The organism is Streptomyces sp. NPDC041135 (assembly GCF_055592085.1).
In genome coordinates this window covers 379,811-392,175 of sequence record NZ_JBVIYZ010000003.1, presented here as the reverse complement: position 1 = coordinate 392,175, position 12,365 = coordinate 379,811, and the positions used below count along the sequence as shown (strand labels likewise).

Genomic DNA, 12,365 nt, shown 5'->3' with positions numbered 1-12,365 from the left:
TCAGACCTTGCGGCTTCAGTCCTTGCGGCCGGTGACGGCGACCGTCACGCCCAGGCCGATCATGGTCAGCCCGCCGGCCCCGCCCACCGCGGACAGGCGGCGCGGTGAGCGGGCGAACCAGTCGCGCGCGCCCGCGGCCACCAGGCCCCAGAGGCTGTCGCAGGCCAGCGCGATGACGTTGAAGACCAGGCCGAGCAGCAGCATCTGGACGGGCACGCCGCCCTGCCCGCGGTCCACGAACTGGGGCAGTACGGCGGCGAAGAAGACCATGGTCTTGGGGTTGGCCACGCCGACCGCGAACCCCTCCCACAGTGTGCGCAGGCTGCCGCGCCCGGGTCCTGCGGTCTCCTCGAACGCGGCCCGCAGCGACCCGCGCCGCCGCCAGGCCCGGACGCCGAGGTACACGAGGTAGGCGGCGCCCGCGAGCTTCAGCGCCGTGAAGACGAGCAGCGAGCGCGCGACGACCGACCCGACGCCGAGGGCGACGGCCAGGACGAGGACGTAGGAGCCGGCGGTGTTGCCGACGACCGTGGTCAGGGCGGCCCGGCGGCCCTGCGCCAGCGCCCGGCCGATCACGAACAGCACGCTGGGGCCGGGTATCAGGATCAGCAGCAGGGACAGGGCGGCGAAGGCGAGCAGCCGGTCGGTGGACACCATGCGGCCATGCAAGCCAACGGAGGTGCGGCACGGCAAGCCCTTTTCGGGATGCCTGCCTGACAGCGGTGCCCCTCGCGCCGCCGGGGCCGGGTCAGGCCACCGAGCCGATCCGGCGCGCGGGGCGGGAGGCGGTGTCGTGGTGGATGGGCGTGTGGGCGCCGGTCAGCGAGGCACCGCTGCCGCCGCGCCGGGCCGCGACGATCTCCGCGGCGATGGACAGCGCCGTCTCCTCGGGGGTGCGGGCGCCGAGGTCGAGGCCGATCGGGGAGCGCAGGCGGGCCAGTTCCAGGTCGGTGACGCCGACCTCGCGCAGCCGCTCGTTGCGGTCCAGGTGGGTGCGGCGGGAGCCCATCGCGCCGACGTAGGCGACCGGCAGCCGCAGCGCCAGCTTCAGCAGCGGTACGTCGAACTTGGCGTCGTGGGTGAGGACGCACAGGACGGTACGGCTGTCGACGTCCGTGCGCTCCAGGTAGGTGTGGGGCCACTCGACGACGATCTCGTCGGCCTCGGGGAAGCGGGCCCGGGTGGCGAAGACGGGGCGGGCGTCGCACACGGTGACGCGGTAGCCCAGGAAGGCGCCGACGCGGACCAGCGCGGAGGCGAAGTCGATCGCGCCGAAGACGATCATGCGGGGCGGCGGGACGGAGGACTCCACCAGGACGGTGAGCGGTGCTCCGCAGCGTGAGCCCTGCTCACCGATCTCCAGGGTGCCGGTGCGGCCCGCGTCCAGGAGGGCGCCGGCCTCGGCGGCGACGGTGCGGTCCAGCCCGGGGTGGGCGCCGAAGCCGCCGTCGCTGGAGCCGTCGGACCGCACCAGCAGGGCGCGGCCGGTCAGCTCGGCGGGGCCGGAGACGATCCGGGCCAGCGCCGCCGCCTCCCCGCGCGCGGCGGTGCGCAGCGCGGCGGCCAGCACCGGCCGGGCGGGGTCGGCCGCCCGTACCGGGGTGACCAGGATGTCGATGACGCCGCCGCAGGTCAGGCCGACGGCGAAGGCGTCCTCGTCGCTGTAGCCGAAGCGTTCCAGGACGGTTTCGCCGTCCTGGAGCGCCTGCCGGCACAGCTCGTACACCGCCCCCTCCACGCACCCGCCGGAGACCGAGCCGACGGCCGTGCCGTCGGCGTCCACCGCGAGGGCGGCGCCGGGCTGACGCGGGGCGCTGCCGCCGACCGCCACCACGGTGGCCACGGCGAAGTCACGCCCTTGCTCGACCCACCGGTCCAGCTCGTCGGCGATGTCCAGCATCTCTCGGTCTCCTTCACAACGGGTGCGTAGAGGGGGTTTCCACGAGCGGCTAGTGCACGCCCAGCCAGCCCTCGATGGGGTGGAGGGCGAAGTAGACCAGGAAGATCACGGTCAGGCCCCACATGAAGGCGCCGATCTCCCGCGCCTTGCCCTGTGCGGTCTTGATGGCCACGTACGAGATGACACCGGCCGCGACACCGGAGGTGATGGTGTAGGTGAACGGCATCAGCACGACCGTCAGGAAGACCGGGATCGCCGTGGCCCGGTCCGCCCAGTCCACGTGCCGGGCGTTCATCAGCATCATGGCGCCGATGACGACCAGGGCGGCGGAGGCCACCTCCTGCGGCACGATCGCGGTGAGCGGGGTGAAGAACAGGCAGGCCGCGAAGAACAGGCCGGTGACGACCGAGGCCAGCCCGGTGCGGGCGCCCTCGCCGACGCCCGTCGCCGACTCGATGAACACGGTCTGGCCGGAGCCGCCCGCCACCCCGCCGACCGCGCCGCCGGCGCCGTCGATGAACAGCGCCTTGGACAGGCCCGGCATCCGGCCCTTGTCGTCGGCGAGCCCGGCCTCGGTGCCGACGCCGATGATGGTGGCCATGGCGTCGAAGAACCCGGCGAGCACGAGGGTGAAGACGATCATGCCGACCGTCATCGCGCCGACCTCGCCCCAGCCGCCGAACTCGACGTGCCCGAACAGCGAGAAGTCGGGCATCGACACCGCGCTGCCGTGCAGTTCGGGTGCCCCGCCGGCCCAGGCCTTGGGGTCGATGACGTCGAGCCCGTTCAGGACGGCGGCGACCACGGTGCCGCTGACGATGCCGATGAGGATGGCGCCGGGCACGTTGCGGGCCTGCAGCATGAAGATCAGCAGCAGGGTGCCGGCGAAGAGCAGCACGGGCCAGCCGGCCAGTTCGCCCGCCGGGCCGAGCGTGACGGGGGTGGCCGCGCCCTGGTGCACGAAGCCGGACTTGTAGAAGCCGATGAGGGCGATGAACAGGCCGATGCCCATGGTGATGCCGTGCTTGAGCGCGAGCGGGATCGCGTTCATGATCATCTCGCGCAGGCCGGTGACGACCAGCAGCATGATCACGACGCCGTACAGCACGCACATGCCCATCGCCTGCGGCCAGGTCATCTCCGGCGCGACCTGCGAGGACAGCACGCCGGAGACGGACAGGCCGGCGGCGAGCGCCAGCGGCACCTTGCCGACGAAGCCCATCAGCAGCGTGGTGAAGGCCGCCGCGAACGCCGTCGCGGTGATGAGCGCCTTCTGGCCGAGCGTGTCCCCCGCCGCGTCCTTTCCGGACAGGATCAGGGGGTTGAGCAGCAGGATGTACGCCATCGCCATGAAGGTGGTGATGCCGCCGCGCACCTCACGCGCGATCGTGGACTGGCGCCTGGATATGTGGAAGTACCGGTCGAGCCAGGACCGTCCGGCGGGGACACGGGTGCCCGTGCCCGCGTCCGCCGCGACGGTCTCCGGCTCCAGTGACTGCTGGGTCATGTGGGCCTACTCCCAAGGTTCAAAGGGGCACCCGCGCGTCTGGTCGCCTTCGGCGGTGTGGCGGGATTTGGGAAGGTGCTGTGGCCGCACGACCCGGGGGACGGCCCGGAGCGAACGAGGTGGGGTGGGGGGTCCGGGCACCGCGAGCGGTGCGGTGCCCGGGCTCCGGGCGGCGCGGAGTGTGTGACGTTCCGTGCGCCGCCCGGAGAGTCCTACGCGGTGCCGGTCAGGTGCTCGGGGCGCACCGGGGTCCGGTTCAGCTCCAGCCCGGTCGCGTTCCGGATCGCCGCGAGGACGGCCGGGGTGGACGACAGGGTCGGGGCCTCGCCGATGCCGCGCAGCCCGTACGGGGCGTGGTCGTCGGCGAGTTCGAGGACGTCGACCGGGATGGTCGGCGTGTCGAGGATGGTGGGGATCAGGTAGTCGGTGAAGGAGGGGTTCCTGACCTTCGCCGTCTTGGGGTCGACGATGATCTCCTCCATCACCGCCACACCCAGGCCCTGCGTGGTGCCGCCCTGGATCTGGCCGATGACGGACAGCGGGTTGAGCGCCTTGCCGACGTCCTGGGCGCAGGCCAGCTCGATCACCTTGACCAGGCCGAGTTCGGTGTCGACCTCGACGACCGCGCGGTGGGCGGCGAAGGAGTACTGCACATGGCCGTTGCCCTGGCCGGTGCGCAGGTCGAAGGCTTCGGTCGGCCGGTGCCGCCACTCCGCCTCGACCTCGACGGCCTCGCCCTCCAGCACGTCCACCAGGTCGGCGAGGACCTCGCCGCCGTCGGTGACGACCTTGCCGCCCTCCAGCAGCAGCTCCGCCGTCGCCCAGGCCGGGTGGTAGGAGCCGAACTTGCGGCGCCCGAGGGCGAGGACCCTCTCCCGGACCAGTTCGCAGGAGTTCTTCACGGCGCCGCCGGTGACGTACGTCTGCCGGGAGGCGGAGGTGGAGCCGGCGCTGCCCACCTGGGTGTCGGCCGGGTGGATGGTCACCTGGGCGACGCCCAGCTCGGTGCGGGCGATCTGCGCGTGGACGGTGACGCCGCCCTGGCCGACCTCCGCCATCGCGGTGTGCACGGTGGCGACGGGCTCACCGCCCACCACCTCCATGCGGACCTTGGCGGTGGAGTAGTCGTCGAAGCCCTCGGAGAAGCCGACGTTCTTGATGCCGACCGCGTAGCCCACCCCGCGTACGACGCCCTCGCCGTGCGTGGTGTTGGACAGGCCGCCCGGCAGCTGCCGTACGTCCGCGCCCTCGCTGGACTCCCACTGGCGCTCCGGCGGCATCGGCATCGCGCTGACGCGGCGCAGCAGTTCGGCGACCGGCGCCGGGGAGTCGACCGGCTGCCCGGTCGGCATGAGGGTGCCCTGCTCCATGGCGTTGAGCTGCCGGAACCTCACCGGGTCCAGGCCGAGCCGCGCGGCCAGCTTGTCCATCTGCGCCTCGTAGGCGAAGCACGCCTGGACCGCGCCGAAGCCGCGCATGGCGCCGCAGGGCGGGTTGTTGGTGTAGAGGGCGACGGCCTCGATGTCGACGTCGTCGACGACGTACGGGCCGACGGCGAGGGAGGAGGCGTTGCCGACGACGGCCGGGGAGGCGGAGGCGTAGGCGCCGCCGTCCAGCACGATCCGGCACTTGATGTGGGTGAGCTTGCCGTCCCTGGTCGCGCCGTGCTCGTAGTACAGGCGGGCCGGGTGGCGGTGGACGTGCCCGAAGAAGGACTCGAAGCGGTTGTAGACGATCTTGACCGGCTTGCCGGTGCGCAGCGCCAGCAGGCAGGCGTGGATCTGCATCGACAGGTCCTCACGGCCGCCGAACGCGCCGCCGACGCCGGCCAGCGTCATGCGCACCTTCTCCTCGGGCAGGCCGAGGACGGGCGCGATCTGGCGCAGGTCGGAGTGGAGCCACTGGGTGGCGATGTAGAGGTGGACGCCGCCGTCCTCCTCCGGCACGGCGAGGCCGGACTCGGGACCGAGGAAGGCCTGGTCCTGCATGCCGAAGTAGTACTCGCCGCGCACGACGACGTCGGCCCGCGCCGCGGCCGCCGCGGCGTCGCCGCGGACGATCGGCTGGCGGTGCACGATGTTGGGGTGCGGGACGTGCCCGATGTGGTGGTCGTCGCGGTCCTCGTGGACCAGGATGGCGTCCGGCGCGGTCGCGGAGGCCTCGTCGGTGATGACGGGCAGCTCCCGGTACTCCACCTTGATCTTGGCGGCCGCGCGGCGGGCGGTCTCCGGGTGGTCGGCGGCGACGATGGCGACCGGCTCGCCGTGGTGGCGTACCTTGCCGTGCGCGAGGACCGGGGTGTCCTGGATCTCCAGGCCGTAGTTCTTCACCTCGGTGGGCAGGTCGTCGTAGGTCATGACGGCGTAGACGCCGGCCGTGGCGAGCGCCTCGCTGGTGTCGATGGAGACGATCTCGGCGTGGGCGACCGTGGAGCGCAGGATCTGGCCCCAGAGCATGTCCTCGTGCCACATGTCGGACGAGTACGCGAACTCGCCGGTGACCTTGAGGGTGCCGTCCGGGCGGAGCGTGGACTCGCCGATGCCGCCCTTGGTCGGGGTGCCCTGCGTGATCTTCGTAGGAGCGCCGTTGGCCGGCATGTCAGACCCCCTCGGACTGGCGGGCGGCCGCCAGGCGGACCGCGTCCATGATCTTCTCGTAGCCCGTGCAGCGGCACAGGTTGCCCGACAGCGCCTCACGGATGTCCGCGTCGGTCGGGTTCGGGTTGTTCTCCAGCATCTCGTCGGCGGCGACCAGCAGCCCTGGGGTGCAGAAGCCGCACTGGACGGCGCCGGCGTCGATGAACGCCTGCTGCACCGGGGAGAGCGCGGCGCCCTCGCCGGCCTGCGAGTCTCCCTTGGCCTGCCGGCTCCCGGCCTCGTCCGGGGAGGTGCCGCAGGCGCCGCTCGCGCAGCCCCCCGCCGCGCGCTGCCTGGCGAATTCCGCCAGGCCCTCGACGGTGACGACCTCGCGGCCCTCGACCTGGCCGGCCGCGACCAGGCACGAGCACACCGGTACGCCGTCCAGGCGGACCGTGCAGGAGCCGCACTCGCCCTGCTCGCAGGCGTTCTTGGAGCCGGGCAGGCCCAGGCGCTCGCGCAGCACGTACAGCAGGGACTCGCCCTCCCAGACGTCGTCGGCCTCCTGCGGGCGTCCGTTGACGGTGAAGTTGACTCGCATTACGCAGCTCCCTCCGTGGTGCGGCGGGCGCCGCGGTACGACTCCCAGGTCCAGGTCAGCGTCCGGCGGGCCATGACGCCGACCGCGTGGCGGCGGTAGCTCGCGGTGCCCCGGACGTCGTCGATCGGGTTGCAGGCGCCGGCGCACAGGTCCGCGAACTGCTTGGCGACCGACGGGGTGATGATCTTGCCGTTGTCCCAGAAGCCGCCCTCCTCCAGGGCCGCGTTCAGGAACTCCTCGGCGGCCTTGGCGCGGACCGGGGTCGGGGCGGCCGAGCCGATGCCGGTGCGCACGGTCCGGGTCCCCGGGTGCAGGGCGATGCCGAAGGCGCACACGGCGATCACCATGGCGTTGCGGGTGCCGACCTTGGAGTACTGCTGCGGGCCGTCGGCCCGGGCGACGTGCACGGCGCGGATCAGCTCGTCGGACTGGAGCGCGTTGCGCTTCACCCCGGTGTAGAAGGCGTCGATCGGGATCAGGCGGGTGCCGCGGGCGGCCGACTCCACCTCGACCTCGGCGCCGGCCGCGAGCAGGGCGGGGTGGGCGTCACCGGCGGGCGATGCGGTGCCGAGGTTGCCGCCGACACCGCCGCGGTTGCGGATCTGCGGGGAGGCGACCGTGTGCGAGGCGAGCGCGAGGCCCGGCAGCTCGGGACGCAGGTGCTCCATGATCCGGGCGTACGGCACGGAGGCGCCGAGCCGCACGGCGTCCTCACCGACCTCCCATTCGTAGAGGTCGCCGATGCGGTTGAGGTCGAGGAGGTACTCGGGCCGGCGGTGGTCGAAGTTGATCTCGACCATCACGTCGGTGCCACCCGCAATCGGCACAGCGGTGGGGTGCTCGGCCTTGGCGGCGAGCGCCTCCTCCCAGCTGGCGGGGCGAAGGAAGTCCATGACCGGCTCTCTTCTTCGTCTTGTGTGTCCTACAGATTGAGCCAATCCGGGTGCGGCGGTGGCGGCTCGTTCATGTGCTGTTCACGCGCAGTGGTCCCAGTACACCGCCGCGTACTCCGGCGGGGTCAGTCACCGAAACCATGAAGGAGTTGGCTGGCCACAGCGGGCATCTTGTAGATTCGTATGAACGGAGGTCATCAGTAACCTCTCCGTTTTCCTGGGGAAACGCGGAAAACGGCCCGGCGACCCGGCGGTGCGGCCCGTGTGCGCACCGGCCCGCACCCGCCCGGGCCCTCCGCGGCACCTCCGCGTGATCCATCGTAGATTTCGAGACAAAGAACGGCGGCGACGAGATGCGGCTGCGCGCACTGCTGGACACCGACGCGCTGGGCCTGCGGCTGCTCGGCGGCGAGGACGAACTGGACCGCTCGGTCCGCGGGGTCATGACCACCGACCTGCGCGACCCCAGCCGCTACCTCTCCGGCGGCGAGCTGGTGCTGACCGGCCTGGCCTGGCGCCGCGACGCCGCGGACTCCGAGCCCTTCGTGCGCATACTGGCGCAGGCCCAGGTCGCCGCCCTGGCCGCCGGCGAGGCGGAGCTGGGGGACGTGCCGGAGGACCTGGTGCTGGCCTGCGCCCGGCACCGGCTGCCGCTGTTCGCGGTGCACGAGTCGGTGGCGTTCGCCACGATCACCGAGCACGTCGTACGGCAGGTCTCCGGCGAGCGCGCGGGCGACCTGGCGGCCGTGGTGGACCGCCACCGGCGCATGATGACCTCGGGGCCCGCGGGCGGCGGCCCGGACGTGGTGCTGGACCTGCTCGGCACCGACCTGGACCTGCGCGCCTGGGTGCTCTCCCCCACCGGCCGGCTGATCGCCGGCTCCAAGGCCGGGGACCCGGCGCTGCCCGCCGCCACCTGCGCCCGGCTGGCCGGCGAGCACCTGGCCGCCGCCCGCACCGGCCGGCGCGGACCGCACCGGGTGGCGCTGGCCGGGACCACCTACTCGCTGTTCCCGGTCCGCGGCTCCGGCCGGTCCGCGCCGGGCGCCCGGGAGGCGCGCGCGAGCGTGCTGTCGGACTGGCTGCTGGCCGTCGAGGCGGACGCCGGGGACTGGCCCGAGGAGCGCCTGGACCTGCTGCAGGGCGTCACCCAGCTGATCGCCGTGGAACGCGACCGCCGGGACGCGGCCCGCACGGTGCGCCGGCGGCTGGCCCAGGAGGTGCTGGAGCTGGTGCAGACGGGCGCCGCGCCCGCCGAGATAGCCGCCCGGCTGCGGGTGGCGGCGCCGGTGCTGCTGCCCGGCCTCGGGGCGGCCCCGCACTGGCAGGTGGTGGTCGCCCGGGTGGAGTGGGACGACGGCACGGCGGACGGCGGACCGGTCGCCCAGTCGCTGCTGGAGGAGATCCTGGTCGACCCCCTGGCGACCGGGCCTGAGCCGCTGGACCGCATCGCCGTCGCGCAGACCGGCGGCGAGGCCATCGCGCTGGTGCCGCTGCCGGCGGTCTCCGCCGAGCACGACGGCTCGGAGGCCGGCATCCTCGCCGACACGCTGCTGCAGTCCGTGCGGGAACCCCTGTCGGGGGGCCTGGACGACAACGGGCGGCTCACCCTCGGCGTCAGCGCGGCCGTGCACTCGGCGGAGGGGCTGCGCGGCGCGCTGGAGGAGGCCCGGCACGCCCGCCGGGTGGCCGCGGCCCGCCCGGGCCGGGTCTGCGCCGCCGGCCACCAGGAGCTGGCCTCGCACGTCCTGCTGCTGCCGTTCGTCCCCGACGACGTCCGCCGCGCCTTCACCGCGCGCCTGCTCGACCCGCTGCGCGACTACGACCGCCGGCACCGCGCCGAGCTGATCCCGACCCTGGAGGCGTTCCTGGACTGCGACGGCTCCTGGACCCGCTGCGCCACCCGGCTCCACCTGCACGTCAACACACTGCGCTACCGAGTGGGCCGCATCGAGCAGTTGACGGGCCGGGACCTGTCGCGGCTGGAGGACAAGCTGGACTTCTTCCTGGCGCTGCGCATGAGCTGAGGCCGCCGGGCCGCGCCGGGAGCCGCGCCCGCCGCCGTCCGCGTCCCACGACTTTGTGAAATCCTTCACCCGCCCCCTTGGCCCCGCCCGCCGATCGGTGCTGGAATGCGGCCACCACTCAACAGCTCGACGGCGTGCTAGGGGAGGGCAACGTGGCGCACACCGCCATGTCTGGTAACGGAACGACCCCCGGTGACGATCCTCTCCAGACCGCGGTGTGGCGGCTGCGCTCGCGGGCCTGCTGGGCCGACGCGGCCGCCCTGCTCCCGCCCGACACCCCGCCCGCGTCGCTCCAGCGGGCCGCGCTGCTGGTGGAGCGGTGCCTGTACACCGAGGGCGGCTGGCAGGAGGCGGAGGACGCGCTGCGCACCGCCGAGGCGCTGGCCCACACCGACGAGGAGCGCGGCGCGGCCGCCTGCGAGCGCGGGCAGCTCGCCTACGCGGCGACCCTGCACGGGGTGCGGGACCGGGCGGACGAGGCGCGGGCCGCGCTGGGCCGGGCGGCGGCCCTGATCCCGCCGGGGGCGCGGGGCCGGGCCCTGCTGGACTTCCGCCGGGGCCTGCTGGCCGAGAACCTGACCCGCTCCCCGCAGGCGGCCCGGGCGGCGTACCGCCGCGCCCACGCGGCCGCGGCGGCCCACACCGACCCGCTGCTGCTGTCCTTCACCTGGCGGCACCTCGCCGGACTCGCCCTGCGCGACGGCGACGTCGCCGAGGCCCGCCACGGCTTCGCCGAGTCCCTGCGCATCCGGGAGGAGCTGGGCTACCTGGTCGGTACGGCGCCGGCCCTGGCCTCGCTGGCGGACGCGGAGTGCGAACCGGAGGCGTCCCGGCTGCGGGAGGAGGCGCGGCGGCTGTTCCGGCTGCTGGGCGGCGTGCCGACCTGGCTGGCCCACCAGCTGACGCCCCCGGCCCCGGGAGCCGCGACCGCCTGAGCGCAGCGCCCCGCTTGAGCGCAGCGCCCCGCTTGAGCGCGGCGCGCCGGCGGGGTCAGCAGGCGCCGGTGACGGGTCAGCAGGCGCCGGTGACGGGTCAGGCGCCGGTGAGGTGGGACGTCGCCAGGTGCCGGACCGCGTCCAGGTCCCGCGCGATCAGCGCCCGCAGCAGGGCCGGGTGCCCGGCGGCGTCGGCCGCGAGGTCGGCGCGGCCGGGGCGGGCGGCTGCTCCGGCCGGGGGCCACTGCGCCCGCCGGTGCAGGTCCCCGGCGATCCGGACGAGCTGCTCGTTGCCGGACAGGGACAGCACGGCCCGGTGGAAGGCCCGGTCGCTGTCCGCGTACGCCGCCGGGCAGCCGGTGGCCGCGGCCCGTGCCGTCTCCTCCGCCAGCGGCCACAGCTCGGCCCACCGGTCGGCCGGTACGGTGCCGGCGAGCCGCAGCAGTACCGGCACCTCGATCAGGGCCCGCACCTCGGCCAGCTCGGCCAGCTCCCGCGCGCCGCGCTCGACCACCCGGAACCCGCGGTTGGGCACGACCTCGACGGCGCCCTCCAGCGCCAGCTGCTGCATCGCCTCGCGCACGGGCGTCGCGGAGACCCCGAACCGCTCGCCCAGCACGGGCGCGGAGTAGACCTCGCCGGGCGTCAGCTCCCCCGCCATCAGCGCCGTGCGCAGCGCGTCCAGGACCTGCCCGCGTACGGAGGACCGCCGCACGCCGGCGCGCGCCCGCTCGCCGTGCGGGTGCTCACCGCGTGCGCCGGGCGTGCCCGTGCCGGGCTCCCGGGTCGCGTCCGGCGCGCCGGGCTGGTCGGGCACCCGGTGCGGGGGCGTCCGCGTACCGGTGAGGCCCCGCGCGCTCCGCGCACCCTGCGCACCTCGCTGCACGGGTTCCTCCTGGGGCTCGTCGGCACTCGGGTCATTAACGGCTTGTTGTCACTTGTCCGTCAAGCACCTTAGGCGCACCGGTCGGCGGTTCAAACTCCCTGAGCGACGAGTAAGGTTAGCCTTACCTCTCGGCCCGCCCATCCGACCGCGACCCAGGACCGGTGATCCCGACGTGCCCGCTGCGGACTCCCCCTTCGCCTCCGCGTACGCCCGCCTCACCGCGGCGTTCCCCGGGCTGAGCGTCACCGAACTGGGCCCGGGCGATCCGGCGCCCCGGGGCGCGGGCTGGGTCGGCGCCGCCGGGCTCGCGCGGGGCGGCGCCGAGCTGGACGCGTTCCTGGCCTGGGACGACGCCCAGGTGCTGCGCGACCACGGCCGGCGGGCCCGCCCGGACGTCGTGGCGAGCTTCGGGCTGCACCGCTACGCCTGGCCCGCCTGCCTGCTGATCACCGTCCCGTGGTTCCTGCACCGCCGCGTCCCGCGGCTGCCCGTGACCCACGTTCACCACGACCGCGCCGCCGGCCGCATGGCCGTCCGCGTGACCTCCTTCGCCTGCCTTCCGGGCGACCCGGCCGCCGCCCTGCCCGGCGCCACCGTCGTGACCGGCGAGGAGGAGCTGCGGGCCGAGGTGCGCGCCGCGGTCGCCGAACACCTCGGGCCGGTCCTCGACGCGTTCGGCCCCCGCGCCCGGCGGCGCGGGCGCGCGCTGTGGGGCCTGGCGACCGACGAGGTCGTGGAGGGGCTGTGGTACGTCGCCCACCTGCTGGGCCGGGCGGAGGAGGCGCGGGCCGTGCGTGAGCTGGAGCTGCTGCTGCCCGGCGCCACCCGGCCGTACGCCGGCTCGGCGGGCTTCCGGGCGCCTGCCGGGCCGGACGGCGGGCCGCCGGCCACCCGCGACCGGGTGAGCTGCTGCATGTTCTACACCGTGCGGCCCGAGGACACCTGCGCCACCTGCCCGCGCACCCGCGACACCGGACGCGCGACCGGACGGACGGCGGACGCGGCCGACCGGACGGCGGACGCGGCCGCCTGACGCCGGC

The 12,365-nt window shown here is 74.5% G+C and carries 10 protein-coding genes; 3 read left to right on the top strand and 7 right to left on the bottom strand.

Annotated features, from left to right (window positions below):
* Positions 1-15: 15 nt before the first annotated feature.
* The 6 genes from ACZ6CZ_RS09970 to ACZ6CZ_RS09945 form a co-directional block, all read right to left on the bottom strand.
* A complete protein-coding gene (locus tag ACZ6CZ_RS09970; RefSeq protein ID WP_469017360.1) occupies positions 16-657 on the bottom strand; it encodes a LysE family translocator in 642 nt (213 codons plus the stop codon).
* 91 nt (positions 658-748) lie between these two features.
* Complete coding sequence (locus ACZ6CZ_RS09965; RefSeq protein ID WP_469017357.1) at positions 749-1,900, bottom strand: XdhC family protein; 1,152 nt, start codon at positions 1,898-1,900, stop codon at positions 749-751.
* A gap of 49 nt (positions 1,901-1,949) precedes the next feature.
* A complete protein-coding gene (locus tag ACZ6CZ_RS09960; RefSeq protein ID WP_469017354.1) occupies positions 1,950-3,407 on the bottom strand; it encodes an NCS2 family permease in 1,458 nt (485 codons plus the stop codon).
* A 212-nt stretch (positions 3,408-3,619) separates the two neighbouring features.
* On the bottom strand, positions 3,620-6,004 hold the full coding sequence (locus tag ACZ6CZ_RS09955; RefSeq protein WP_469017352.1) for a xanthine dehydrogenase family protein molybdopterin-binding subunit: 2,385 nt from the start codon (positions 6,002-6,004) through the stop codon (positions 3,620-3,622).
* Position 6,005: 1 nt separating this feature from the next.
* Positions 6,006-6,584 carry a (2Fe-2S)-binding protein gene (locus ACZ6CZ_RS09950; RefSeq protein ID WP_469017349.1) on the bottom strand — a complete coding sequence of 193 codons (579 nt, stop codon included), beginning with the start codon at positions 6,582-6,584 and terminating at the stop codon, positions 6,006-6,008.
* Complete coding sequence (locus ACZ6CZ_RS09945; protein WP_469017347.1) at positions 6,584-7,477, bottom strand: FAD binding domain-containing protein; 894 nt, start codon at positions 7,475-7,477, stop codon at positions 6,584-6,586. The genes ACZ6CZ_RS09950 and ACZ6CZ_RS09945 overlap by 1 nt, the downstream gene beginning before the upstream one ends.
* A gap of 353 nt (positions 7,478-7,830) precedes the next feature.
* Here ACZ6CZ_RS09945 and ACZ6CZ_RS09940 point away from each other — a divergent pair, with 353 nt between their 5' ends.
* On the top strand, positions 7,831-9,504 hold the full coding sequence (locus tag ACZ6CZ_RS09940; RefSeq protein ID WP_469017345.1) for a PucR family transcriptional regulator: 1,674 nt from the start codon (positions 7,831-7,833) through the stop codon (positions 9,502-9,504).
* A gap of 167 nt (positions 9,505-9,671) precedes the next feature.
* Positions 9,672-10,439 carry a hypothetical protein gene (locus tag ACZ6CZ_RS09935; RefSeq protein ID WP_469017342.1) on the top strand — a complete coding sequence of 256 codons (768 nt, stop codon included), beginning with the start codon at positions 9,672-9,674 and terminating at the stop codon, positions 10,437-10,439.
* A gap of 97 nt (positions 10,440-10,536) precedes the next feature.
* On the opposite strand, the gene ACZ6CZ_RS09930 is transcribed toward ACZ6CZ_RS09935, so the two are convergent.
* Entirely contained in the window at positions 10,537-11,325 is a 789-nt protein-coding gene (locus ACZ6CZ_RS09930) for a GntR family transcriptional regulator (RefSeq protein ID WP_469017340.1), read from the bottom strand.
* A 172-nt stretch (positions 11,326-11,497) separates the two neighbouring features.
* Here ACZ6CZ_RS09930 and ACZ6CZ_RS09925 point away from each other — a divergent pair, with 172 nt between their 5' ends.
* Complete coding sequence (locus ACZ6CZ_RS09925) at positions 11,498-12,358, top strand: (2Fe-2S)-binding protein (protein ID WP_469017338.1); 861 nt, start codon at positions 11,498-11,500, stop codon at positions 12,356-12,358.
* Positions 12,359-12,365 lie beyond the last annotated feature (7 nt).